The sequence below is a fragment of the Aquipuribacter nitratireducens genome (assembly GCF_037860835.1).
Lineage (GTDB): Bacteria > Actinomycetota > Actinomycetes > Actinomycetales > JBBAYJ01 > Aquipuribacter > Aquipuribacter nitratireducens.
The window spans coordinates 577,641-602,716 of sequence record NZ_JBBEOG010000001.1 but is presented as its reverse complement, the minus strand read 5'-3'; the positions used below and the strand labels follow the sequence as shown (position 1 = coordinate 602,716).

Annotated in this window: 18 protein-coding genes; 10 read left to right on the top strand and 8 right to left on the bottom strand. The window is 75.5% G+C overall.

Going from position 1 to position 25,076, the window contains the following annotated elements; translation table 11 throughout:
- The first annotated feature begins 46 nt into the window (after positions 1 to 46).
- A complete protein-coding gene (locus tag WAB14_RS02640; RefSeq protein ID WP_340267095.1) occupies positions 47 to 1,480 on the top strand; it encodes a threonine/serine exporter family protein in 1,434 nt (477 codons plus the stop codon).
- 6 nt (positions 1,481 to 1,486) lie between these two features.
- Here the strand turns inward: WAB14_RS02640 and ppc are convergent, their stop codons facing one another.
- From ppc to WAB14_RS02600, 8 genes are all read right to left on the bottom strand, one after another.
- A complete protein-coding gene (gene ppc, locus WAB14_RS02635) occupies positions 1,487 to 4,354 on the bottom strand; it encodes a phosphoenolpyruvate carboxylase (protein WP_340267093.1) in 2,868 nt (955 codons plus the stop codon).
- Between the two features lie 84 nt (positions 4,355 to 4,438).
- Positions 4,439 to 5,548 carry a YihY/virulence factor BrkB family protein gene (locus WAB14_RS02630; RefSeq protein ID WP_340267090.1) on the bottom strand — a complete coding sequence of 370 codons (1,110 nt, stop codon included), beginning with the start codon at positions 5,546 to 5,548 and terminating at the stop codon, positions 4,439 to 4,441.
- A 28-nt stretch (positions 5,549 to 5,576) separates the two neighbouring features.
- A complete protein-coding gene (locus WAB14_RS02625; RefSeq protein ID WP_340267088.1) occupies positions 5,577 to 6,176 on the bottom strand; it encodes a 2'-5' RNA ligase family protein in 600 nt (199 codons plus the stop codon).
- A 31-nt stretch (positions 6,177 to 6,207) separates the two neighbouring features.
- Positions 6,208 to 7,218, bottom strand: coding sequence for a tryptophan--tRNA ligase (trpS, locus tag WAB14_RS02620; RefSeq protein WP_340267397.1), 1,011 nt, complete (start codon positions 7,216 to 7,218; stop codon positions 6,208 to 6,210).
- Positions 7,219 to 7,343: 125 nt separating this feature from the next.
- On the bottom strand, positions 7,344 to 9,533 hold the full coding sequence (locus WAB14_RS02615) for an alpha-galactosidase (protein WP_340267086.1): 2,190 nt from the start codon (positions 9,531 to 9,533) through the stop codon (positions 7,344 to 7,346).
- Between the two features lie 9 nt (positions 9,534 to 9,542).
- Positions 9,543 to 10,484, bottom strand: coding sequence for a carbohydrate ABC transporter permease (locus WAB14_RS02610; protein WP_340267084.1), 942 nt, complete (start codon positions 10,482 to 10,484; stop codon positions 9,543 to 9,545).
- Complete coding sequence (locus WAB14_RS02605) at positions 10,481 to 11,365, bottom strand: carbohydrate ABC transporter permease (protein WP_340267081.1); 885 nt, start codon at positions 11,363 to 11,365, stop codon at positions 10,481 to 10,483. Before WAB14_RS02605 ends, WAB14_RS02610 begins: the two co-directional genes overlap by 4 nt.
- Positions 11,366 to 11,507: 142 nt before the next feature.
- The gene (locus WAB14_RS02600; protein WP_340267079.1) at positions 11,508 to 12,854 is read right to left on the bottom strand and encodes an ABC transporter substrate-binding protein; all 1,347 of its coding nucleotides are present in this window, start codon (positions 12,852 to 12,854) and stop codon (positions 11,508 to 11,510) included.
- A gap of 261 nt (positions 12,855 to 13,115) precedes the next feature.
- Between WAB14_RS02600 and WAB14_RS02595 the strand changes: the two genes are divergently transcribed.
- From WAB14_RS02595 to WAB14_RS02555, 9 genes are read left to right on the top strand one after another with little or no spacing between them, the layout of a single operon-like run.
- On the top strand, positions 13,116 to 15,182 hold the full coding sequence (locus WAB14_RS02595; RefSeq protein ID WP_340267077.1) for a beta-galactosidase: 2,067 nt from the start codon (positions 13,116 to 13,118) through the stop codon (positions 15,180 to 15,182).
- Entirely contained in the window at positions 15,179 to 16,012 is an 834-nt protein-coding gene (locus tag WAB14_RS02590) for a DeoR/GlpR family DNA-binding transcription regulator (RefSeq protein ID WP_340267075.1), read from the top strand. Before WAB14_RS02595 ends, WAB14_RS02590 begins: the two co-directional genes overlap by 4 nt.
- Complete coding sequence (galT, locus tag WAB14_RS02585) at positions 16,009 to 17,238, top strand: galactose-1-phosphate uridylyltransferase (protein ID WP_340267073.1); 1,230 nt, start codon at positions 16,009 to 16,011, stop codon at positions 17,236 to 17,238. Before WAB14_RS02590 ends, galT begins: the two co-directional genes overlap by 4 nt.
- Positions 17,235 to 18,458 carry a galactokinase gene (locus WAB14_RS02580; protein WP_340267071.1) on the top strand — a complete coding sequence of 408 codons (1,224 nt, stop codon included), beginning with the start codon at positions 17,235 to 17,237 and terminating at the stop codon, positions 18,456 to 18,458. The genes galT and WAB14_RS02580 overlap by 4 nt, the downstream gene beginning before the upstream one ends.
- A gap of 49 nt (positions 18,459 to 18,507) precedes the next feature.
- Complete coding sequence (locus WAB14_RS02575) at positions 18,508 to 20,004, top strand: dihydrolipoyl dehydrogenase family protein (protein ID WP_340267069.1); 1,497 nt, start codon at positions 18,508 to 18,510, stop codon at positions 20,002 to 20,004.
- A gap of 9 nt (positions 20,005 to 20,013) precedes the next feature.
- Complete coding sequence (locus WAB14_RS02570; RefSeq protein ID WP_340267067.1) at positions 20,014 to 21,687, top strand: Gfo/Idh/MocA family protein; 1,674 nt, start codon at positions 20,014 to 20,016, stop codon at positions 21,685 to 21,687.
- A gap of 7 nt (positions 21,688 to 21,694) precedes the next feature.
- The gene (locus WAB14_RS02565) at positions 21,695 to 22,756 is read left to right on the top strand and encodes a Gfo/Idh/MocA family protein (RefSeq protein ID WP_340267065.1); all 1,062 of its coding nucleotides are present in this window, start codon (positions 21,695 to 21,697) and stop codon (positions 22,754 to 22,756) included.
- On the top strand, positions 22,753 to 23,712 hold the full coding sequence (locus tag WAB14_RS02560) for an alpha/beta fold hydrolase (RefSeq protein WP_340267063.1): 960 nt from the start codon (positions 22,753 to 22,755) through the stop codon (positions 23,710 to 23,712). The genes WAB14_RS02565 and WAB14_RS02560 overlap by 4 nt, the downstream gene beginning before the upstream one ends.
- Entirely contained in the window at positions 23,709 to 25,037 is a 1,329-nt protein-coding gene (locus WAB14_RS02555; protein ID WP_340267061.1) for a CysS/YqeB C-terminal domain-containing protein, read from the top strand. Before WAB14_RS02560 ends, WAB14_RS02555 begins: the two co-directional genes overlap by 4 nt.
- The last annotated feature ends 39 nt before the right edge of the window (positions 25,038 to 25,076 follow it).

Here is a 25,076-nt window from a genome sequence, read left to right as displayed (position 1 = left end):
CGGACCCCGCGGTCGCGGCCCCGGGGCCGCCGGTAGCGTCCGGGGCGTGTCGGAGCAGCCCCACGCCGGCCACGACGAGTGGACCCCGCCGGACGAGCCGGTGAGCGTCAACCGGGCGCTCGGGATCGCGCTGGCGGCGGGTGAGGAGGTCCTCGCCGCGGGGGCCGGGTCCGCCGACTGCGCGGCGACGATGGAGGCCGCGGCCCTCGCGTGCGGCCTCCACCGGGTGTCGGTCGACGTCACGTTCAACTCCCTCACGCTGTCGTGGGCCCGCGACGACGACAGCCCGGCCGTCACGCGGCAGCGGGTCGTCGAGCAGCGCACGCTCGACTACACCCGCCTGATCCGGGTGCACCGGCTCCTCGACGACCTCGTCCGCGGGCACCTCACCCCCCGGCAGGCGGGCCTGGGCCTGCGGGCGATCCGCAGCCAGGACTACCCGTACGGCAGGCGGACCGCCGAAGCCGGGCTCGCCGGGCTCGCCGGTGCGGTCGTGCTCCTGCTGGGCGGCGGGGTGCTCGGCATCGTGCTCGCGGTGCTCACGACGTACGTCGTCCTCGTCGTCAACCGCCTCACCCTGTCGCGCGGCCTGCCGCCGTTCTTCGGCAACGCCGCGGCGGCCGCCATCGTGACCGTCGTCGCGACGACGGCGTACGCGGTCGGCCTCGACGTGCGCCCGTCCCTCATCGTCGCGGGGGGGATCATCGCGCTCCTGCCGTCCGTCGCCCTCCTCGCCGCCGTGCAGGACGCGCTCGCCGGCTACGTCGTGACGGCGGCCGGCCGCTTCGTCGAGGTCGTCGTCCTGCTCGCCGGGATCACCTCGGGGGTCGGGGCGGTGCTCGCCGTCGCCGTGCCGCTCGGGGTGCCGCTGCGGGAGATCTCGGGCCAGGACCCGCCCGGGATGCTGTGGGCGCGGCTCGTCGGGGGTGCGCTCGCGAGCCTGCTGTTCCTCGTCAGCGTGTACGCGCCGCGGTCGCTGCTGCTCCCGGCCGCGCTCATCGGGCTCAGCGCGGGCGGCGTGTTCGTCGCGCTCGACACGGTCGGCGTCCAGCCGCTGTTCTCGACCGCGCTCGCGGCGACCGTCGCGGGCACGGTCGCCGCGGTCGTCGCGGGTCGGGCCCACGTGCCGGCGCTCGTGCCGGCGGTGGCGGGGTTCATGCCGCTGCTGCCGGGGCTCGCGGTCTACCGCGGCATGTTCCGCATCAGCCAGGCGGACGTCGGGCTCGGCGTCGCGGACGTCATCGGCGCCATCGGCACGGCCGGGGCGCTCGCGAGCGGGGTCGTGCTCGGCGACCTCGCCGCGCGGCGCCTGCGACGGCTGCGCTCCCTGTGGGACGCGAGCCTCGGCGCCGCGCGGTTGCGGACCGCCGGGCCCCACCCCCGCGGACGCGCCCCCGCCGCGCGCTTCTTCGGCCCGTCGGTCGCGCTGGCGCGCGCCACGGGGCTGCGCCGGCGGCGAGGTCCCGCCGACGGTTCCTGACGGCCCTCAGCCGGTGTTGCGCAGCCCGGCCGCGATCCCGTTGACCGTCAGCAGGAGGGCGCGGCGGAGGTCGTCCGGCACGGCGTCGCCCTCGCCGTACGTCCGCGAGCGGGCGAGCAGCGACACCTGGAGCGCGTGCAGGGGCGCGAGGTAGGCGTCGCGCAGCGCGAGGGTGCGGCGCAGCGTCGGCGAGGGCTCGAGGAGCTGCTCCTGCCCCGTGACGGCGAGGACCTCGGCGACCGTCCGCTCGTGCTCGGTGCGGATGACGTCGAACAGCTGCGCGGACTCCGCGGGGACGAGGGTCCGGACGTAGCGCTCGGCGATGTCGAGGTCGGTCTTCGCGAGCGTCATCTGGACGTTCGACAGGAACGTCCGGAAGAAGCGCCACGAGCCGTACATGTCCTGCAGCGTCTGCCCGTGGCCCTGCTCGCGCGCCGCCGCGAGGCCGCTGCCGACGCCGAACCAGCCGGGCAGGATGATCCTCGACTGCGTCCAGCCGAACACCCACGGGATGGCGCGGAGGTCGTCGAGGCCGCCTGCGCCGCCCGGGCGCTTCGACGGCCGCGAGCCGATGTTCATCTTCCCGAGCTCGTCGACGGGGGTGGCGGTGACGAAGAACGGCACGAGCGCAGGGTCACGGACCAGCCCGCGGTAGGCCTGCTGGCCGTGGGAGGCGACGAGGTCCATCGTCCGGTCCCAGCCGTCGAGGACGTCGGCGGGCAGCGTGGGGCTGCGGTGGAGGACGGAGGCCTCGACGACGGCCGCGAGGGCGCTCTCGAGGTTCCACCGCCCGAGGCCGGGCAGCACGTACTTGTCGGAGATCACCTCGCCCTGCTCGGTGATCTTGATGGGGCCGTCGAGGCTGCCGTGCGGCTGGGCGAGGATCGCCTCGGCCGTCGGGCCGCCGCCGCGGCCGACCGACCCGCCACGGCCGTGGAACAGCCGCAGCCGGACCCCGTGCGAGGTCGCGATGTCGCGGAGCGCGCGCTGGGCGCGCTGGATCTGCCACTGCGAGGCGGCGATGCCGGCGTCCTTGGAGGAGTCGGAGTAGCCGAGCATGATCTCCTGCACGTCGCCGCGGGCGGCGACGAGCCGGCGGTACGACGGGTCCCGCAGGAGGGCGTCGAGCAGCGGCCCCGCGATCTCGAGCTCCGCGACCGTCTCGAACAGCGGCGCGAAGCCGATGCGGGCGCTCGCGGGCGAGCCCGGGGAGCCGAGGTCGACGAGACCCGCCTCGCGGGCGAGGACGACGACGGCGAAGAGGTCGTCGACGTCGTGCGTCATCGAGACGATGTACGTCTCGACGACGTCGGGGCCGTAGGCGTCGAGCGCGGTGCGGATGGTCCGCATGAGCCGCAGCGAGCGGGACGCGGGCCCGTCGTCGTCGACCCGCCCCTCCCCCACGAGCGGGCGCCGGCCCGCCATCTCCCGCGACAGCAGCGCGATCCGGTCCTCCCGGGACAGGTCGGCGTAGTCGCCGTCGAGCTCGCCGAGGCGGCCGTACAGCTCGGCGAGGGCCGCGTGGTGGACGCCGGAGTGCTCGCGGACGTCGAGGGTCGCGAGGCCGAGCCCGACGGCGGTCGCGGTGCGGATGAGCCGGAGGATCGCCCCGTCGGCGCCCATCCGGTCCCCGCCCGCGAGCATCGACTCGCGGACGAGGGTGAGGTCGCGGAGCAGCTCCTCGACGCGGAGGTAGTCGCGGCCCGGCTCGTGCGGGCCCTCGGAGGCGAGGCGGTCGCGGGTGCGCTGCAGCCGTACCCGGACGAAGCTGAGCTTGAGCCGGTACGGCTCCTCGGCGTTGAGGCGCCGCAGCGTCGAGTACGTGATGGGCAGCGCCTCGGCGTCGGCGTCGAGGGAGAGCAGCAGCTCCTCGCTCGCGGTGACGACGCGAGTGGACGCCGACATCTCCGTGAGCGCGTCCTCGACCTGCCGGACGAGCTCGCGCAGCCCGAGGTCGTGGTGGAGCTGGAGCACCTCGAGGGTGACGTCGGGCGTGACGTTCGGGTTGCCGTCCCGGTCCCCGCCCGCCCACGTGCCGAAGCGCAGCGGCCGGGCCGTCGGCGGGAGGGTGACGCCGATGCGGGACAGCTGCTGGTCGAGCTCCTCGAGCAGGCCGGGCAGGACGTGCTGGGCGATCGAGGTGAGGTAGTACAGCGCGGTCCGGGCCTCGTCCGTGGGCTCGGGCTTCGCGATGCGGAGCTCGTCGGTCTGCCACAGCAGGTCGACGAGCTCGGCGAGGCGGCGCTCGTGCCGGGCGGCGTCGCCGGGCCGGGCGCGCGCGTCCTCGGCGGCGTCGACGACCTCCGCCACGGACTGCAGCAGGCGCAGGACGGTCCGCCGGCTCGCCTCGGTGGGGTGGGCGGTGAAGACGGGCCGGTACTCGGTGCGGGCGAGGACGTCGCGGACGTGGTCGAGGTCGAACGTCCCCGCCTCGACGGCCTCGCCGATGCGGGCGACGGTCTGCGCGAGCGGTCCTTCCCCCTCGCTCGTCACCTCGCGCCAGCGGTGGAGCTGCTCGGTGACGTTGACGAGGTTGAAGTAGCCCGTGAACGCGCGGGCGAGGACGACGGCCGTCGCGTCGTCGACCCCGGCGAGGAGCTCGTGGAGGGCGCCGTCGTCGGGTTCGCGGGCCAGCGCCCGGACCTGCTCGACGAGCTCGAGGAGCTCGGGGCCCTCGTGCCGGGCGACCGCCTCGCCCAGCAGGCCGGCGAGCTGGCGCACCGAGGCGCGGAGCGCGGCGTGCTGCTCGTCGGAGGCGACGCCGGCCGCGTAGCGGGCGACGTCGTCGAGGTCGCCCCGCTGCTCGTGGCTGACGCTCAGCCCCCCCGTGCCCGTCTGCGTGCCGGTGTCCGTCCGGGTGCCCGAGTCCGCCATGACCCGCAGTCTCGCAAGAGGGGCACCCAGGGCGCAGCGCGCGGTCCAGCACTCGACACCGGCGCCCCCTCCCGGGACACGTCGTCAGTCCTCCCGCACGCGCGCGACGCCGCGCGTCACGGCGCGCAGCGCGGCCCCGGTCGCCTGGAGCAGGGCGACGGCGCTCGCCCCCAGCACGACACCCGCCCCGAGGACGGCGCGGTCGGCCCAGCGCACCGGCAGCGCAGGCGGCAGCGGGGGCGGCGCCGGCCGCCGCGACGACGGCGTGGGCGCGGTGTCCGTCTCCGGCGCCTCCTCGGCAGCGGGGGCGGTGGGTCCGACCGCGACCCACGAGGCACCGAAGAGGAGGACGCGGGCCGTGAGGTTGAGCCAGACGAAGAGGAGGAGGATCGGCACGAACGCGGTGAGGAACGTGAAGCCCCCGCCGACGTTGCCGCTGAGCAGGAAGCCGTACGCCACGAGCTGCCGGAGCACGGCCGTGCCGATGGCGGCGACGACGGCGCCGGAGACGACCTGCCGCAGCGGTGCGTCCGTGTGCGCGAGGACGCGGTAGAGCACGGTGAACAGCAGCGTGTCGAGCAGCAGGGTGAAGAGGGCGACGAGGCCGGCGGAGAGCACGCTCGTCACAGGGGTCTGCTCGAGGTCGAGCAGGTCGAGGATGCGGTTGTTGACGCTCGTCGTCACGACCGACGCCAGCGCGGTGGTGACGACGAGGACGCCGAGGGTGAGGAGCACGGCGAGGTCGAAGAGCTTCGCGCGGACGGGGTCGAGCTGGAGCGTCGGCATCCGGAACATCGCCCGGATGCCCTCCCGCAGCGCGGCCACCCAGCCCAGGCCCGTGAGGAGCAGGGTGACGACACCGACCGCCGCGGTGACACCGAAGGCGACCCGGTTGCCCGCGGCCTGTCGGACGTCGGCCTCGGAGACGATGCCGTCGGGGCCGATGAGCCCGGGCACTCCGGTCTGGACGAACCCGATGACCTCGTCCTGGAGCTCCTCGTTGCCGGCCGCGACGTACCCGAGGACCGCGATCCCGAGGACGAGCAGCGGGAAGATCGCGAACACCCCGTAGAAGGCGATCCCGGCCGACAGGAACGCCCCGCGGCTCTGGCCGAGCCGCTCGTTCGCGCGCCACGGGCGCGACCGCATGACGGCCGCCACGGCACCCTTGGCTGTCTCCACGACGCTGCTCACGACCTCCACCCCACCACGTCGGTGCTGGTCAGGCGAGCGGGCGGCCCTCCAGCGGCGCGTCGGCGAGGACCCGCCAGACCCCGTCCGTCCCGCACCGGAAGAGCGACACCGACGCGACGGTGAACGACACGTCGAAGTCGGCGAGCCGGTCCTCGGCGGCGTCGAGGGCGTCGTCGGGCACGTCGTGGCCGACGGTGACGTGCGGGTGGTACGGGAATCCGAGCCGCCGGGTGAGGGGGCCGCAGCGGACGTGCTCCTGCAGGTCGTCGCACTCCGCGGCCCCGTCCGCGACCGTGACGAACGAGACCTGGCTGACGGGACGGAACGTGCCGGTCCCGCGCAGGCGCAGCGTGAAGGACCGGCGCGTCCGCACGCGGTCGCGCACGTGGGCGAGGACGGCGGCGACGGCGTCGGCGGGGACGACGACGGGCGGGACGAGGGTGACGTGCGGCGGGACGGAGCGCGCGACCGGGTCCCCGGTCGCCTCGCGCTCGGCGGTGAGGCGCGCCGCCCACGGCTCGGGCACCGGGACCGCGAGCCCGAGCGTCACCTCGGCGGCCGCCGAGGCGCCCGCGGCGTCCCGGGGGGACGGCGGGTGCTGGGCGGCGGCGTCCCAGGAGGTCGTCACGACGGAGGTGTCGCCGGTCGGCGCGAGGCCCTCAGCCCGCGGCCGCGGGCAGGAAGCCCACGCGGTCGTGCACCCGCGCCAGGGTCGCGGCGGACACCTCACGGGCGCGCGCGGCCCCCGCAGCGAGGAGCCGGTCGAGCTCGGCCGGGTCCGCGAGCAGGGCGGTGAAGCGCTCCTGGAACGGCTGCAGCTCGGCGAGGACGGCGTCGGCGACGTCGGCCTTGAGGTCGCCGTAGCCCCTGCCCGCGTAGCCCTCGGCGGCCGCCTGCGGCGTCGTGCCCGTGAACGCCGCGAGGATGCCGAGCAGGTTCGACACCCCCGGCTTCGCCTCGGGGTCGAAGCGGATGTCCCGCTCGGTGTCGGTGACGGCGGAGCGGATGCGCTTCGCCACGACCTTCGGGTCGTCGAGCAGGTCGACGAGACCGGCGGGGCTCGCCGCGGACTTCGACATCTTCGCGGTCGGCTCCTGCAGGTCCATGATCTTGGCGGTGCCGCCGAGGATGTAGGCCTGCGGGACGACGAACGTCCGGCCGAAGCGCGAGTTGAACCGCTGCGCGAGGTCGCGGGTGAGCTCGAGGTGCTGCCGCTGGTCCTCACCGACGGGGACGAGGTCCGCGTCGTACAGGAGGATGTCGGCCGCCTGCAGCACCGGGTAGGTGAAGAGACCGACGCTCGAGCGCTCGGCGCCGCCCCTGGCGGACTTGTCCTTGAACTGCGTCATGCGGCTCGCCTCCCCGAAACCGGTGAGGCAGCCGAGCACCCACGCCAGCTGCGCGTGCTCGGGGGCGTGGCTCTGGACGAAGACGACGCTGCGCGCGGGGTCGACGCCGGCGGCGAGGTACTGGGCGGCGGTGCGCCGGGTGCGCTCGCGCAGGACCCGGGGGTCGACCTCGACGGTGATGGCGTGCAGGTCGACGACGCAGTAGAAGGCGTCGTGGTCCTCCTGCACCGCCACCCACTGCCGCAGGGCCCCGAGGTAGTTGCCGAGGTGGAGCGAGTCGGACGTCGGCTGCATGCCGGAGAACACGCGCGGCACGCGCACGGGCCGCTCCGAGTCGGCGCGCGCGGGCGCGGCCGTGGCGTTGGCCGTGGCGGTGGCCGGTGCGGGGACACTCACGCGCGCCATCCTGCCAGCCGCGCACGGGGCGCCGGCCCGCCCCCCGGGGCTCAGCCGACGGCGGTGAGCTCGACGAGCAGCCCGTCGGCGGGGTCGACGACCGGCATCGCGAGGCCGTGCCGGGCGAGCACGCGGCCGCTCAGCTCCACCCCGTCGGCGATCCACGGTGGCTGCACCACGGCCCGCGGGAGCTGCGGTCGCTCGAGGCCCGTCGGGTCGAGGGCCCGCACGGCGTAGCGGCGCCCGGGATCGAGGCCCGGCAGCCGCAGCAGGCCGGGGACGGCGTCGGCGCCCGTCGTGAGCCGGACGTACGCGAGGACGGCGTGTGTGCGGTCCGGGGCGACGACACCGTGCCACCACGCCCCGTCGTGCTCCTCCCCGCGCACGGTCCGGCCGGTGTGGAGCAGGGGCCGCAGCCGCTTGTGGAGGGCGACCCACCCCGCGACGCGAGCGAGCTCCGCCTCGTCGCACCGGCTGATGTCCCACTCGATGCCGGCGTGGCCGAACAGGGCGCTCAGGCACCGCAGCGACAGGCCGAGCGAGCGCCCCGTGGTGTGGGAGTGCTCGGGCCCCACGTGGGTGCCCATGAGCTCCGGCGGCAGCAGCAGGGAGGTCCAGCGCTGGATGGTCTGCCGCTCGAGGGCGTCGTTGCAGTCGCTCGTCCACACCCGCTGCGTGCGGGCGAGGACCCCGAGGTCGACGCGCGCCCCGCCGGACGCGCACGACTCGATCTCGAGGCCGGGGTGGCGCTCCTGCAGCTCGGTCATCAGCCGGTAGGCCGCCTGCGTCTGCCGGTGGACGGCGGGACGCCCTTGGGCGTCGACGGCCTCGTGGAGGTCCCGGTTGTGGTCCCACTTGAGGTAGTCCGGCCGCACGTCGGACAGGACCCGGTCGAGCTGGTCCCGCACGTGGGCGTACGCGCCGGGCTGTGTGAGGTCGAGCGCCTGCTGGCGCCGCCACGGGCGCGTCCCGGGCGCCGAGCCGTGGCTCGCGGGCGCAGGCCCGAGCACCCAGTCGGGGTGCGCCCGGGCGACGTCGGAGTCGGGGTTCACCATCTCCGGCTCGACCCACAGCCCGACCTGCATGCCGTGCGAGCGCACGCGGTCGGCGAACGGCCCGAGGTCGGCGGGCCACACCGCGGGGTCGACGACCCAGTCGCCGAGACCGCGGGAGTCGTCGCGGCGGCCGAGGAACCAGCCGTCGTCGAGCACGACGCGCTCGACGCCGACGCGGGCCGCGGTGTCGACGAGCGCCGCGAGCCGGTCGTGGTCGTGGTCGAAGTACACGGCCTCCCACGAGTTGAGGGTGACGGGCCGGGGGCTCCGGGGGTGCTCCGGACGCGCGCGGACGTGCCGGTGCAGCCGGTCGCCGACGCCGTCGAGCCCCGCGTCGTCGTGGACGAACAGCACCGGCGGGCTCGCGTAGGACTCCCCCGCGCCGAGACGCACCTCGCCCGGCCGCAGCAGCTCCCCGCCCGCGAGGACGCCAGCATGACGACCGGCGCCCTCGGGGAGCCGCTCGACGAGGTGGACGTGGTCGCCGCTCCACGCGACGTGGACCGCGTCGACCTCGCCGTCGGCGAACCCGAACCCGGCGGTGCCGGCGACGAGCAGCAGGGTGGCGTCGTGCCCGGTCCGGCCCCGGCGCGACTCCCGGACCCGGCCGCCGTGGCGCAGCGGGAGCCGCTGCGGGTGCCGCTCGCGGCACCAGCGACCGGTGAGGTCGAGCAGCTCCGTCGCCGACGGCGGGAGGGGGACGACGGCGAGCACGCCTGCGACGTCGAGCGGCGGCTCCTCGCCCCCGGCGGTGGACGTGACGGTGTGCCGCACCGCGAGGACCCCGTGCTCGTCGAGCACGCACTCGCTCCGCAGCGCCACCTCCGCAGCGGGGTCCCGCGCCTCGACGACGAGCGAGCGGTCGTCGGAGGAGTCGACCCTGACGTCGCTCCACCGCGGCAGCACCGCCCGCCCACCGCGGTGGGCCGCCAGCCCCGGCCGCCCGGACCAGCCGTCCGCCTCGCCCGGCAGGAGCGTGAGGGGCCACGGCGCGTCGAAGGTGCTGTGCGGCACCGGCGCCACCCCGGCCGCGAGGAGCGCCGCACACGCGTCGGCGTCCGCCGTGTCGAGGCCGAGGTCGGCGCCCCAGTGGACGATCTCGGGCAGGCCGTCCGCCCGCTCCGCGAGCACGAGTGCGACGCCCCCGCCGCGCAGCTGGTGGACGGCGGTGGTGGTGTCCGTCATGCCGTGTGCCTACCCCTTGTTCGCGCCGAGCGTGAGGCCGGAGACGAAGTGCCGCTGGAGGGCGAAGAACACGACGAGCGTCGGGATCGCGACGATCGCCGAGCCGGCGGACAGCAGGTTGTAGTCGGTGAAGAACTGGCCCTGGAGGTTCTGCAGGGCGCTCGTGATCGGCCGCTTGTCCCCGGTCGACATGAAGGCGACGGCCCAGAAGAAGTCGTTGTACACCCACGTCACCTGCAGGGTGCCGAGCGCGGCGAGCGGCGGCCGGCACAAGGGCAGGACGATCTGCCAGTACTGGCGCCACACCCCGGCGCCGTCGACGAACGCCGCCTCGCTCAGCTCCTTGGGCAGCGTCTTCATGTAGTTGCTGAGGACGAACGTGCAGAAGCCCATCTGGAACGCGATGTGCGTGAGGATGACGGCGAGGTAGGAGTCGTAGATCCCGACCCAGCTGTACCAGCGGAACAGCGGGATGAGCAGGCCCTGCTGCGGGAGCAGGTTCGCGGCGGTGAAGAAGATGAGGAACGGGATGTTGAGCGCCCACGAGAACCGCGCGAGGACGAACGCCGCCATGCTCGACAGCGCGAGCACGACGAGCACCGCCGGCACCGTGATGATGAGCGAGTTGACGAAGTACTGCGTGAAGTCGCCCTGCTCCCACGCGTCGACGTAGTTGTCGAGGGTGAAGCCGCCGAACGACACGTAGCCGTTGACCGCGGTGAAGGCGTAGTCGCGGAAGCTGTTGTAGAAGGCCCACGCGACAGGGAACAGCCACAGCAGGGCGGTGACCGTGAGGAACGCGTAGAGCGCGATGCGGCCGGGGGTCGTGCGTCGCCGGCGGCGTGCCGTGCGGCTCGGGGTACCGGGCGGCCGCCCGGCCTGCCCGGGGACGCGGTCCTCCGGCGTGGTGCCCGTGGCCCCGGTCGTGGCGGGGTGCGACGTCGCGCTCACTTCCGCTCCTCCCGCAGGATCGTGCCGAGGTAGACGACGATGAAGACGACGCTGATGACGATGAGCAGCGTCGCGATGGCCGAGCCGAACCCGACGAGGCTCGCCTCGCCCGTGAGGTTCGCGAGAACGAGCGCCCCCAGGACCTCCAGGCCGTTGCGCCCGCGGTTGACGACCCACACGAGGTCGAACGCCCGGAGCGACTCGATGACCGTGATGACGAGCACGACGATGTTGATGGGCGCCATGGTCGGGAAGACGACGCTGAAGAAGGTCCGGGCCTCCGAGGCCCCGTCGACCTGCGCCGCCTCGCGGAGCGCCGGGTCGACGGCCTTCAGGCCCGCCAGGTACAGGAGCATGATGTAGCCGACGTGCCGCCACGAGGCTGCGACGAGCACCGCCCAGATGTTGATCGACGGGTCCCCGTACCAGTCGATCCGCTCCGCCCCCTCGAGACCGAGGACGGCGTTGATGAGGCCCTGGTCGCGGCTGTACTGCAGCTGCCAGATGAAGCCGGCGAGCGCGAGCGACAGCACGACCGGCAGGTAGAGGGCGCTGCGGTAGAACCACGAGCCTCGCAGCTCGCGGTCGAGCAGGACCGCCATGAACATCCCGAGGGGCGTCGCCACGAGGAAGAACACCCCGAGCCACAGGAGGTTGTTGCGGACCGCGATGTCGAACGGCGGGTAGTTCGTGATGATGTTCTCGTAGTTGCGCAGGCCGACGACCTCGATGCGGTCGAGGCCCCCGATGCCGTTCCAGCTCGTGAACGAGAGCAGGATCGTGCCGAGCGTCGGGAGCCACACGATGGCGAGCACGAACAGCGCCGGCACCCCGATCATGAGGCCGAGCACGACCCGGTCGCGGGCGGTGAGCAGGCGCACGGGTCGGCGCCTGCCCCGCCCCGGCACGTGGGGCCGGGGGCGGCCCCCGCCGGCGGCGGCCGGCGGGGGCGCGGGGGGTGTCGAGACGGTCATCGCGGGGTCTCCTCCCTACGGGTCGGTCGCGGCTGGGTGGCGACCGGGCTCAGCCCTGGTCGACGAAGAGCCGCTCCTTGCCGGCCTGCAGGTCCGCGAGCACCGTGTCGATGTCGCTCGGGTCGTTGAGGAAGTTCTGCAGCGTCGGGATGACGATCGTCGAGGCGAAGTCCGGCCGCGTGTCGCGGTCGAGGAACTGCGCGATCCCGTCGGCGTTGCTGATGAGATCGACGGCCTTCTGCTGCAGAGAGTTGTAGCCGGAGGTGTCGGCGTCGCTGTGCGCGGCGATGCTGTTGGGGCTGCTGGCGACGAAGATCTCGCCCGCCTGGGCCGAGCCGAGGAAGCGGAGGAACTCCTTCGCGGCCTCCTCGTTCTCCGGGTTCGCCGTCATCATGTAGCCGTCGATCGGGGCGTCGAGCGCGCCGGAGCCGATCTCCGGGTCGATCTCGGGGAAGGTGAAGAAGTCGAGGTCCTCGCGCTCCTCCTCCGGGAACTGCTCGCCGACGAACATGCCGAGCACGTACATCGCCGACTCGCCCTGGACGAGGGAGGCGGCGGCGTCCTGCCACGTGCGGCCGTTCGGGTCGGCCTGGTGGTAGGGCAGCAGCTCGGCCCACTGCTCGAAGACGGCACGGACCTCGCCGGAGTCCCAGTCCTGGTTCCCGGCCATGAGGTCGATGTGGTAGTCGTACCCGTTGATCCGCATGTTGAGGATGTCGAACGTCCCCATCGCGGGCCAGCCGTCCTGGTCGCCGAGCGCGACGGGCGTGAGGCCGGCGCCCTGGATCTCCTCGCAGAGGGCGACGAAGTCGTCGAGGGTCTCGGGGATCGCCCAGCCGTTCTCCTCGAAGACGCTCTTCCGGTAGAAGACGGCCCACGGGTAGTTGTAGAGCGGGACGAAGATCTGCCGGTCGCCGTTGCTCGAGGCCTCACGGAAAGCGTCGGTGAAGCCGCTGCCGATGTCCTCCCACACGTCGCTGATGTCGCCGATGAAGCCCTGGTCGTCGAAGAAGCGGGCCCGGAAGCCGGCGAACCACGTGAAGACGTCCTGCGGGTTGCCCTGGAGGTAGCTGTTGATCGACTCCTGGAACGACTCGTTGTCGACGACGTTCGTCTCGACCGTGATGCCGGACTCCTCCTCGAAGGCGGCGATCATCTCGTCCTCCGCCGCGCGGGGGACCTCGTCACCGCGGTTCGAGCCGAGGCTCGTCGAGCCGCTCGCCGCGGCGCCGCCGCTCGCGGAGCCGGACGACTCCTCGTCGCCGCCGCACGCGGCGAGGACGCCCATGGCGCCCGCAGCGCCGGCGCCGGCGAGCACGGCCCGGCGGGGGACGACGAGGCCCGAGCTGCGGCGCGCGAAGCCGGACAGGGATGGGGACGCAAGACGCTGAGCCACGGGGCCCTCCTGGATCACTCGGCACTGAGCGGGTCCTCACCCGGGCCGCGCCGACGCCACATCGCGTCTGCACGAGTTCACCCAGGTTCGAACACAACTCCACATCGGATGTCGTGACCTAAACAGCGCTACCCGCGGCTGTCAAGGGCTCCGTCGCGCCACGAGGTCGACCGTTACGCGCTCGTGACGAAGCGGCGGCCACCACCTCGTTATGTCGGATTATGTTGACTCAACAGCCTCATCGGGCCAGAGTGTCGGCTCATGCGGACATGGCCGTCTGACCGGGTCGTACTCGGCGGGGACTACAACCCCGAGCAGTGGCCCGACGCGACCCTCGACGACGACGTCGCCCGCATGCGGGAGTGCGGCGTGGGCTTCGCGACCGTCGGCGTCTTCTCGTGGGCGCTCCTCGAGCCGGAGCCCGGGCGGTACGAGACGGCGTGGCTGGACCGGGTCCTCGACCGGCTGCACGACGCGGGCATCGCCGTCGACCTCGCCACCGCGACCGCCGCCCCACCGCCGTGGTTCGCCCGCCTCCACCCGGACGCCATGCCCGTGACGCGCGACGGGACGCGGCTCTCGCACGGCAGCCGGCAGACGTGGTGCCCGTCGAGCCCCGACTACCGGCGCCGCAGCCTCGCCCTCGTCGAGCTCCTGGCCCGTCGCTACGCCGGCCACCCCGCGCTCGCCATGTGGCACGTCGGCAACGAGTTCGGCTGCCACAACCTCATGTGCTTCTGCGACACCTCCGCCGCGCACTTCCGGACGTGGCTCCAGGGCCGCTACGGCACGACGGCCGACCCGGCCGACGCCCTCGACTCGCTCAACGAGGCGTGGGGCACGACGTTCTGGTCCCAGCGCTACACGAGCTGGGACGACGTCGTGCCGCCGCGCGCGACCACGGCGATCCCGAACCCGACCGCCGAGCTCGACTGGCGCCGCTTCTGCTCCGACGCCTCCCTCGAGCAGCACCTCGCCGAGCGGGACCTGCTCCACGAGCTGTCGCCGGGCGTGCCGGTGACGACGAACTTCATGGTCGGCTTCTCCTTCGACGGCCTCGACTACCACCGGTGGGCGCCCCACCAGGACGTCGTGTCGAACGACCACTACCTCGCCGCGCACCTGCCGGACGCCCACGTCGAGCTCGCGATGAGCGCCGACATCACCCGCGGCCTCGCCGGCGGCGACCCGTGGGTGCTCATGGAGCACTCGACGTCGGCGGTGAACTGGCAGCCGGTCAACACCGCGAAGCCGCGCGGGCAGATGCTGCGCGACAGCCTCAGCCACGTCGCGCGGGGCGCCGACGCCGTCGGGTTCTTCCAGTGGCGCGCCTCGCGCGCCGGCGCGGAGAAGTACCACTCGGCCCTGCTCCCCCACGCCGGCACCGACAGCCGCCGGTGGCAGGAGGTCGTCGAGCTCGGTCGGGTCCTCGACGCGGTGTCCGAGGCCGCCGGGAGCCGCACCGAGGCGCACGTCGCCCTCGTCCACGACTACGACTCGCTGTGGACGACCGACGCCGCGTCGACCCCCTCGACGCTGCACCGCTACCGCGACGAGCTCCGCGCCTGGTACGGGGCGGCGTGGCGGGCGGGGCTCACGGTCTGCGGGGAGCACCCGGAGGCCGACCTCAGCAGGTACCGCGTGGTCCTCGTCCCGAGCCTCCACCTCGTGTCCGACGCCGGCGCCGCGAGCATCGCCGCCGCGGCCGAGGCGGGGGCGCAGGTCCTCGTCACGTACTTCTCCGGCACCGTCGACCCCGACGACCACATCCGCCTCGGCGGCTACCCGGGCGCCTTCCGCGACCTGCTGGGGGTCCGCGTCGAGGAGTTCGTCCCGCTCCTGCCCGGCACGACGACGGCCCTGCGGACCCCGCCGGGCTCGGCGGTGCCCGCGCTCGACCGCGTCCGCGGCAGCGTGTGGTCGGAGTGGGGTCGCGCGGAGCCGGGCACCGAGGTCGTCGCGGAGTTCGCCGACGGTCCGTGCGCCGGCGACCCCGCCGTCACGCGACGTGCTGTCGGCGCCGGTTCGGCGTGGTACTGCGCGACGCGGCTGCCGGACGACGGCACGGACGCGCTCGTCGCGGCGCTCGCCGCCGCCGCCGGGGTGCGACCCGTCGTGCCCGGGCTGCCGCCGGGCGTCGACGCCGTCCGCCGCCGCGGGGACGGCGGCAGCTGGGTCTTCGTCCTCGACCACACCGGTGAGGGCGCCCGGGTGCCCCTGGCCGGCACCGACCTCGTGACGGGCCGTGCCTGCTCGGCCGAGGAGCCGCTCGTCGTCGGGCCCGGCGGTGTCGCCGTGGTCCGGGAGGGACCGGGAGGCTCCCCGTGAGCGCGTTGGCGCGGCAGCGCCAGCAGGCGATCCTCGACCAGGTCCGCCGTGACGGCGCGGTGCGCGTGAGCGCCCTCGTCGAGGAGCTCGGCGTGTCCGACATGACGGTGCGCCGCGACATCGCCCAGCTCGCCGACCGGGGTCTCGTCGTGCGGGTGCACGGCGGCGCCACCCTCGCCGACGCCCCGCACTCGAGCTTCGAGCCGGAGTTCCGCACCAAGCTCGGGGAGCAGCGGGAGGAGAAGCTCGCGATCGCCCGGCTCGCCGCCACCCTCGTACCGCCCGGGTCGTCGGTCGCGCTGTCCGCGGGCACGACGACCCTCGCCCTCGCCGAGCAGCTGCGGGAGGTGCCCGACCTCACGGTCGTGACGAACTCCGTGCCGGTCGCCGACGCCCTCCACGACCCCGAGCGGCGGGACCGCACGGTCGTCCTCACCGGCGGCACCCGGACGCCCTCGGACGCGCTCGTCGGTCCGGTCGCGGTGCAGGCGCTCCGCGACCTCCACGTCGACACCCTCTTCCTGGGGGTGCACGGCTTCTCGGAGCGCACGGGGTGCACGAGCCCGAACATGGTCGAGGCGGCGACCAACAAGGCGATGATCGCCGCGGCGGGACGGACCGTCGTGGTGAGCGACCACACGAAGCTCCGGCTCGTCGGGCTGTCGACGATCGTCCCCCTCGACGACGTCGACGTGCTCGTGTCCGACTCCGGGCTCGGCGCGGCGGACCGCGCCATGCTCAGCACCCACGTCGGGCGGCTCCTCGTCGCCGACGTCCACGACGCCGGGGCGGACGCCGAGATCCCGCCCACCGCCGGAGGTCACGCATGACGACACGCCCGCACGACCACGCCCGCGACCCGGCCCTCGCCGGGCACCGGGTGCACCGCAGCCGCGTGCTGCTGTCCGACGGTCGGGAGCTGTTCTACTTCGACGACACCGAGCCGTGGGTGTCGGGGCGGACCCGACCGGGCGACGACACGCGCGACCTGCCGCCGCTCGGGCCCGCGGCCCGCATGCGCCGGGACCCGCTGACCGGGGAGTGGGTGCCGCTGGCCTCGCACCGGATGAACCGCACCCACCTGCCGCCGCGCGAGGCGTGCCCGCTGTGCCCGACCGCACCGGGTGGGACGCCGAGCGAGGTGCCGGCGGCCGACTACGACGTCGTCGTCTTCGAGAACCGCTTCCCCTCCCTCAACCCCCGCGACCCCGAGCCCGCCGGCCTCGTCGACGGCGAGGCCCTGTGGCCGGAGGACGCCGCCGCGGGGCGTTGCGAGGTCGTGTGCTTCACCGCCGACCACGAGTCGACGTTCGCCGACCTGCACCCCGCCCGGGTGCGCACCGTCGTCGAGGCGTGGGCCGACCGCACCGCGGAGCTGTCGCGTCTGCCCGCGGTCCGCTCGGTGTTCTGCTTCGAGAACCGCGGGCGCGAGATCGGCGTCACGCTCACGCACCCGCACGGACAGGTCTACGCCTACCCGTACGTGCCCCCGCGCAGCGCGCAGCACGCCGCGCGCGCGGCCGAGCACCACGCGGCGACGGGCCGCGACCTCCTGGGCGACGTCCTCGCCGCCGAGCGCCGCAGCACCCGCCGCGTCGTCCTCACCGGGGAGCACTGGACGGCGTTCGTGCCCGCGGCCGCCCGTTGGCCCGTCGAGGTCCACCTCGTGCCGCACCGCCACGTCCTCGACCTCGCGGGCCTCGACGACGCCGAGCGCGACGAGCTCGCGCTCCTCTACCCGCGCCTGCTGCGGCTGCTCGACCGGTTCTTCGAGGGCGAGGACGGCTCGCCCGTCACGCTGCCGTACATCGCGGGGTGGTTCGCCGCGCCCGTGGGCCCGGAGCGCGACGGCGACCCCGCCGCACTCCCCCGGCTGCACCTGCAGGTGTTCTCCGTGCTGCGGGCGGCGGGCAAGCTGAAGTTCCTCGCGGGCTCGGAGTCCGGGCAGGGGGCGTGGGTGTCCGACACGACGCCGGAGCGGATCGCCGACCGGTTCGCCGAGCTCGTCCGCACCGATCGGGCGGATCCCGCACCGGCCGGGGGCAGCGGGGCGTGAGCACCGACGTCCTCTGGGCCCCGGCGCCCGAGCCGCACGCGCACCTCGACGACGTCCTCGACGCCTTCACCACGCTGGTCGGCGGACGACCCGACGGCGTGTGGGCGGCACCCGGGCGCGTCAACCTCGTCGGGGAGCACGTCGACTACAACGGCGGCCCGGTCCTGCCCTTCGCCATCCCCCACCGCGGCCTGGTCGCGGCGCGACGTCGTGACGACGGGCTCCTGCGCCTCGCCTCGCGGCAGGACGGCTCACGGTGGGAGGGTCCCGTCGCCGGCCTCGCGCCGGGCGGGGTCCCCGGGTGGGCCGCGTACGCCGCTGGGGTCGTGTGGGCGCTCGCCGAGGTGGGGCTCGTCGGACCCCACGACGTGCCGGGTCTCGACCTCGTGGTCGACGGCCGCGTGCCCCTGGGGGCGGGGCTGTCGTCGTCGGCGTCCCTCACGTGCGCCGTCGCCGTCGCCGTCGCGGGGCTTGCGGGCCTGCCCGACGACGACGTGGCGCGCCGGTCCCTCGCCGCGGCGTGCGTCCGGGCCGAGAACGAGTTCGCCGGCGCCCCGACGGGCGGCATGGACCAGGCGGTGTCCCTGCGGGCCCGTGACGGCGCGGTCCTGCTGCTCGACTGCGCGACGTTCGACGTCGAGCACGTGCCGGTGCCCGCCGACGCCGAGCTCCTCGTCGTCGACACCCGCACCCACCACGCCCTCACCGACGGGCAGTACGGCGGCAGGCGCAGCACGTGCGAGCGCGCCGCCGGGCTGCTCGGCGTCGACCGCCTCGCCGACCTCCTGCCGGGTGCCGCCGTCGACGACGCCGTCGTCCTCGACCACGTGCTGCCGCGGCTGCCGGACGACGAGCTGCGGCGTGCGGTGCGCCACGTCCTCACCGAGGTCGGTCGCGTCCACGAGGTCGTCGCGCACCTGAGGGCGGGCACGCTCGCCGGCGCCGGTCCGGCCCTCGTCGCCTCGCACGCCTCGATGCGGGACGACTTCCGCATCTCGACCCCCGAGCTCGACCTCGTCGTCGACAGCGCCCTCGTCGCGGGGTCACCGGGAGCCCGCATGACCGGTGGCGGGTTCGGCGGGTCCGCCGTCGTCCTCGCCCCGCCGGGCGGGAGCGACGCCCTCGCGGAGGCCGTCACCCGCGCGGCCTCGGACGCCGGGCACCGGCAGCCGCAGGTCCTGCGCGTCCGGCCCAGCGCGCCCGCCGGACGCGTGGCCTGAGCGCCGCCGCCCGGTGGCCGCGCCCCGGGCGGCGGGGCACGCTGGCCGCATGCCGGACCAGCCCGAGAGCGCCGACAGCAGCGACCAGCCGGAGAGCACGGACCAGCCCGACAGCACGGACACGTTCGACGTCGTCGTCCTCGGCGTCGGCTCCGGGGGCGAGCTCCTCGCGACGGAGGCGGCCCGCGCGGGGATGAGCGTCGCGGCGGTCGCCGACGGTCTCGTCGGCGGTGAGTGCCCCTTCCTCGCGTGCGTGCCGAGCAAGGCGCTCCTGCTCGCCGCGGCCCGGGCGCGCCGTGCCGGGCTCGAGGGCGAGGCGCTGGCGGCGGCCTGGCGCGACGCCGTCGGGCTGCGCGACGAGGCGGCCGAGCACCGCGACGACTCCGGCCACGCCGACGACGTCCGGGAGTCGGGGGCGACGCTCGTCCGGGGCCGGGGCCGGGTGAGCGCCTCGGGCGAGGTGACGGTGGCGACGCCCGACGGCGGCCGGCGGGTCGTGCGGTGGCGGCGTGCCCTCGTCGTGGGGACCGGGTCCCGCGCCGTGGTCCCCGACCTGCCGGGCCTCGCCGGGGCCCCGGTGTGGACCTCCGACGACGCCCTGGCCTCCCCGGAGCGCCCGGACCGGCTCCTCGTCCTCGGCGGCGGGGCGGTGGGCTGCGAGCTGTCCCAGGCGTACGCGTCCTTCGGCACGCGCGTCGTGCTCGTCGAGACCGCCCCCGCCCTGCTCGGCGGCGAGGACCCGTGGGTCGGCGAGGCGATGGCCGCGCACCTGCGCGCGAGCGGGGTCGACGTGCGGACGGGCACGACGCTCGCGTCGGTGGAGACCGTCGACGGCGTGGTGCGCGGGCGGCTGCAGCGGGAGGACGCGCCGGCGGAGACCGTCGACGTGGACCGCGTCCTCGTCGTCACCGGCCGCGCCCCGGCCGGCGACGACCTCGGCCTCGAGACGCTGGGGGTGCAGGTGGAGAAGGGCGCCGTGCGCGTCGACGACGCGTGCCGTGTCCTCGGCGGTGACGGCTCCCCGGTCGACGGCGTCTTCGCGGTCGGGGACGTCACGGGCGGGCCGGCGTACACGCACACCGCGAACGCGCACGCACGGGTGGTCCTCGCGCGGCTGCAGGGGCACGACGTGCGGGCCCGCGACTGGGCGGCGCCCCGCGCGGTGTACACCGACCCCCCGCTGTTCTCGGTCGGTCTCGGGGAGTCGGCCGCCCGGGACGCCGGCCACGACGTCGTCGCGTGCGACCAGGACCTCGACGGCACCGCGCGGTGGTTCCTCGAGGACCTCGCCCGGCCCGGCGACGACGGGCCCGCGGCCCCCGCCCGCCTCCGGCTCGTCGTCGACCGGGCCGACGGGCGGCTGCTCGGGGCCGCCGCCGTCGGGGCGCAGGCGGACTCGTGGGCGGGCGAGCTCGCCCTCGCCATCGCCGCGCGGTGCGACATCGGGTTCCTCGCCGGGCACGTGCGGGCGTTCCCCACGTGGTCGGAGGTCGTCACGCCGGCCGCGATCGCGGCGGCCGAGCGGACCGGGCGGGTGCCGTCGTAGGTTGGTGACGTGAGGACGCCCGGGCGCGTGCGGCTGCGGCTGCACTGGTACGTCGACCTCGGTGACGCCCACCTCGCCGACGCCGTCGCCGACCTCCGCGACGGTCTCAGTGGCGCAGGCGTGGCGGAGACCCCCGACCCGGCGGCCGCGGACGCCGTCCTCGTGTGGACGGACCGTCCGGGCGACCCCGCCGTGCGGGACCGGCTCGTCGCGAGCGGGCGGCCCCTCGTGCTCGCCGGCCCCACGCTCGGCAGCGACACCGGCGCGGTGTGGCAGGACCTCACCGGCGTCGTCCACGGTGCCCCGACACCGGCCCACGACGTGCGGGTGCGCGCCGGCCGCGACGCCGGCGCCCTCGCCGCGCGGCTCGTCGACCACCGCCACGGCACGGGCGCGCACCTCGGTGAGCACGTCCACGTGCGCGACCGGGTCCTCACCGTCGACAAGCTCGCCGACGACATCACGGTCCTCCTCACCGCCGCCGTCGGTCTCGCGGTCCACCCCGTCGCCGCCCGCCGGGGGCGCACGCTCACGTGGACGCTCGGCACGACCCCGACCGGGGTCGCGTCGCCGCCCGCCCGCAGGCTGCTGCTGCTCGCGCTCCACGACCTCGTCGAGCGCGACACCGCCCCCCGCTCCCCCGTCCGTGCCGCGCTGCTCGGCTACGGCGCCATCGGGCACGAGCACTCCGCCGCCTTCCGCGAGGTGACGGGGCTGTCGCTGGAGGCGGTGTGCGACCGCAACCCCGAACGGCTCGCCGCCGCCGCCGCCGTCGCCCCGGACGTCCGCACGACGGACGACCCCGAGGCGGTGCTCGCCGACCCGGACGTCGACCTCGTCGTCGTGTCGACCCCCCCGGACACGCACGCCCGGTGGGCGCTGGCAGCGGTGCGGGCCGGCAAGCACGTCGTCGTGGAGAAGCCCTTCGCGATCCGCACCGAGGAGGCCGACGCCGTCCTCGACGCGGCGGCCGACGCCGAGGTGCTCGCCGTCGTCTACCAGAACCGCCGCTGGGACCCGGACCACCTCGCGCTGTCGCGGGCGGTCCGCTCCGGGCGACTCGGCGAGGTGTTCCACGTCGAGGCCTTCGTCGGGGGCTTCGGGCACCCGTGCAACCTCTGGCACTCCGACGCCGACGCCTCCGGGGGTGCCTTCTACGACTGGGGCGCCCACGTCATCGACCAGCTGCTCGACCTGTTCCCCGCGCCCGTCGCGCACGTGAGCGCGACGACGCACAAGCGCCGGTGGTTCGACGTGACGAACGCCGACCACTCCCGCGTGCTCGTGCGCTTCGAGGACGGCGCCGAGGCCGAGTTCACGCACTCCGACCTCGCCGCCGCGCTCAAGCCGCGCTGGTACGTCCTCGGCACCGAGGGGGCGGTCGTCGGCTCGTGGCGGACGGAGCGCATCGTGTCCCGCAACGCGGTCGGCACGCTGGAGGAGGACGTCCTCGCGCCTGCGGACTCCCCGCCCGTGCTCGACCTGCACGCCGCCGACGGGTCCGTCACGCGGCTCGCCACGCCGGGCGCCCCGCCGCACCCCTTCCACCGGGAGCTCGCCGACCACCTCCTCCTCGGGCTGCCGATGTCGGTGACCGGGGCGACGAGCCGGCGGGTCCTCGCGGTCATGGAGGCGGCCTCGACCTCCGCGGCGGAGGACGGTCGCCCGGTGGTGCCGAGGTGAGCCGGCGATGAGGTCCGACGGGTCGGTCGGGGTCGGTCTGCTCGGTGCGGGTGGCATCTCCCGCGGGGCGCTCGCGCCGGCGACGCACGCGGCCACGGGCGCCCACCTGCAGGCCGTCGCGGCCCGGGACGAGGCGCGGGCGGCGGCGCTCGGACCGACCGGGCGGGCGTACGGGTCCGGGTCGCACGACGGCGCCGTGGCGTACCGGGCCCTGCTCGAGGACCCCGAGGTCGACGTCGTGTACGTCGGTCTGAACAACGACGCGCACCTGCCGTGGACCCTCGCCGCCCTGGAGGCGGGCAAGCACGTGCTGTGCGAGAAGCCCCTCGGCCTCGACGAGCACGAGGCCGCGCGCATGCACACCGCCGCCGCGGCCGCGGAGCGGCTCCTCGTCGAGGCGTGGTGGTACCGGTGGCACCCGCGCACGCAGCGCGCCGTCGAGCTCGTGCGCTCCGGGGCCCTCGGCAGGGTGGGCCGGGTCGAGGCGGAGTTCAGCTTCGACGGCGACGTCACCGGCGCCATGGCCGGCAACTACCGGCTCGACCCCGCCCGCGGCGGAGGGGCCCTGCTCGACGTCGGGTGCTACGCCGTCGACGCGTGCCGGTGGGCGCTGGGCGCGGGAGCACTCGAGGTCGTCGACGCGGGTGGGGACGTGGTCGGCGGGGTCGACGTGCGGGCGCACGGCACACTGCGTCCCGCAGGGTCGCCGGAGCCGGTCGCGGGCCAGGAGCGCACGGCGTCCGTCCGCTGCGGCATCGCAGGGCGCGACGAGCAGCTCGTCGCCGTGTACGGCGACGAGGCGGCCCTCGTCCTGGGCTCGCCCTCGTTCACGGCGAAGGACGCGCCGTGCGAGCTGCACGTGCGCCCGCTCGACGACGAGGGCCACCTCAGCGCGGAACGGACGACGGAGACCTTCGACGCGGTCGACCCCTACCGGCTCATGGTCGAGGGTGTCGCCCGGGCGGTGCGGGGCGAGCGCACGTGGCTGCCGTCCGCCCAGGACAGCATCGACATCGCGACCGCCGTGTCGACGCTCCGGGCACGCGTGGTCGGGTCGCCGACCACGTGAGCGCCGAACCGACCCGCCCGGCCGGCGCGGCCGTGCCCGACGTCGTGCCCGACGTCGTCGCCCTCCCCGGGCGCGACGTCCACCTCGCGGTGCGGCGCACCGTGCCCGTCGGCGGGCCGTGGGCGCTCGCCGTCCTGGTCCACGGCCTCGCCTCCAACGCCCGCATGTGGGACGCGTGCGCCGCGGCGCTCGCCCGGCACGGTGTCGCCTCGGTCGCCGTCGACCAGCGCGAGCACGGCGCGAGCGCGACGCTGCCCGACGCGCCCCGCACGGCGGGGACCGTCGACACCCCGACGGCGGCGGGCGACGTCGCCGCGCTCGTGGGGCTGCTGCGCTCCGAGCACGCCTTCTCCGGGCTGCCCGTCGTGCTCGCGGGGCAGTCGTGGGGCGGCAACGTCGTGCTCGAGGCGGCGGCGCGGGGGGTCGAGGGCGTCGCTGCCCTCGCGCTCGTCGACGGCGGCTGGCTCCGCTTCGACGGCGACGAGCCGTTCGAGCAGGTGTGGCGCCGGCTCGCACCGCCGGGCTGGGACGGCGCGACGTGGCGGGACGCCGAGGACCGGCTGGCCACCGCCTTGGCGGACTGGGGCCCGCACGCCCTGCCCGCGGTGCTCGCCAACCTCACGAGCGAGCCACCCGGCGACCCCGACGGCCGCGTCCGCAACGTGCTCCCGCTCGCGTCCCACGAGCGGATCCTCCGCTCGATGCACGCGCAGGACCCGCGCACGCTGTACCCGGCGGTGACCGTCCCCGTCCTGCTCGCACCCGCGGGCCGTCAGCCGTCCGCGGACCGCGTCGCCGAGGCCGTCGCGGGACTGTCGCACCCGCTCCTGCGGCGGTACGACGACGCCCACCACGACCTGCACCTGCAGCACCCCGACCGCCTCGCCGCCGACCTCGTCGACGTGCTCGCCGCGGCGGGCGTCCGACCACCGGAGCACCAGGAGGAGCCGTCGTGAGCCGCATCGTCGTCATGGGGTCCGGCGAGACCGCGCCCACGATGGTGAAGACGCACCGGTCGGTGCTCGCCGACACGTTCCCCGACGGCGGGCCGAGCGGGACCGCGCTCGCCCTCGACACGACCTTCGGCTTCCAGGACAACGCCGACGAGCTCGTCGAGCGCACGCTGCAGTACTTCGAGCAGTCGGTCGGCCGCCGGGTCGGCGTGGCGCGCTGGCGCCGAGCGGACGCCCCCTCGGGTGAGGCGGAGCGCACGCTCGCGGACCTCGAGCAGGCGCGCTGGCTGTTCGCCGGTCCCGGCAGCCCGACGTACGCGCTGCGGCAGTGGCGCGGCACCGGCGTCGCGGCCGCGATGACGGACGTCGTCCGTCGCGGCGGCACCCTCGTCGTCGGCTCGGCCGCCGCGTGCACCGTGGGGTCGCACGCGGTACCGGTCTACGAGATCTACAAGGCCGGCGAGGACCTGCACTGGGCGGAGGGGCTCGACGTGCTCGGGGCGCTCGCCGGCGTCCCGGCCGCGCTCGTCCCGCACTTCGACAACGCCGAGGGCGGCACCTACGACACGCGCTACTGCTACCTCGGCGCCGCGCGGCTCCGGGCGATGGAGGCCCTGCTGCCGGACGGCGTCGGCGTGGTCGGTGTCGACGAGCACACCGCCCTCCTGCTCGACCTCGCCGCCGGGACGGCGACCGTCCGGGGCAGCGGCGTCGTCACGCTGCGGTACCGGGACCACGAGGTGGCGCTGGCGGACGGCCGGACCGTCGAGACGGGGTGGGTCGGGGACGTCGTGGCGGGACGGGGTCCCGCGGAGCCCGGGGCGGCTCCGCCCGCGTCGACGACGTCGGCCTCCGCCTCCGCACCCCCCACCACCTCCGCCTCGACGGACACCGCCGGCCGGCCGGACGACGCGGCCGCCCCCGGGTCCGCGACGTCGCTCCGCGCGGCCGTCGACGCGGAGCGGGAGCGCTTCGACGCCGCGATGGCGGCCTCCGACGTGGACGCCGCGGTCGCCGCCGTGCACGCGGTCGAGCAGTCGATGCAGGACTGGCTGAGCGACACCCTCCAGAGCGACGACCGCGACCACGCCCGCCGGGTGCTGCGGGCGATGGTGGTGCGGCTCGGCGAGCTCGCGCGGACCGGCGCCCGGGACCCGCGGGACGTTGTCGGCGGCTACGTCGAGCTGCTCCTGTCCCTGCGGGCGCGGGCCCGCGCGGACAAGGACTTCGCGACGAGCGACCACGTGCGGGACGGGCTCGCCGACCTCGGTGTCGAGGTGCGCGACACCCCGGACGGCGCCGAGTGGCTGCTGCCGGCGTCGGCGTGAGGCGGCGTCGGGGCGTGTGTCCGACCCGTGTGGCCGGAC

Bases quoted from the DNA above. Each gene is read 5' to 3' on its own strand.
- galT (WP_340267073.1), top strand. From the start codon at position 16,009: ATGACGACACGCCCGCACGACCACGCCCGCGACCCGGCCCTCGCCGGG.
- WAB14_RS02565 (WP_340267065.1), top strand. From the start codon at position 21,695: ATGAGGTCCGACGGGTCGGTCGGGGTCGGTCTGCTCGGTGCGGGTGGC.
- WAB14_RS02595 (WP_340267077.1), top strand. From the start codon at position 13,116: ATGCGGACATGGCCGTCTGACCGGGTCGTACTCGGCGGGGACTACAAC.
- WAB14_RS02615 (WP_340267086.1), bottom strand. From the start codon at position 9,533: ATGACGGACACCACCACCGCCGTCCACCAGCTGCGCGGCGGGGGCGTC.
- WAB14_RS02575 (WP_340267069.1), top strand. From the start codon at position 18,508: ATGCCGGACCAGCCCGAGAGCGCCGACAGCAGCGACCAGCCGGAGAGC.
- ppc (WP_340267093.1), bottom strand. From the start codon at position 4,354: ATGGCGGACTCGGGCACCCGGACGGACACCGGCACGCAGACGGGCACG.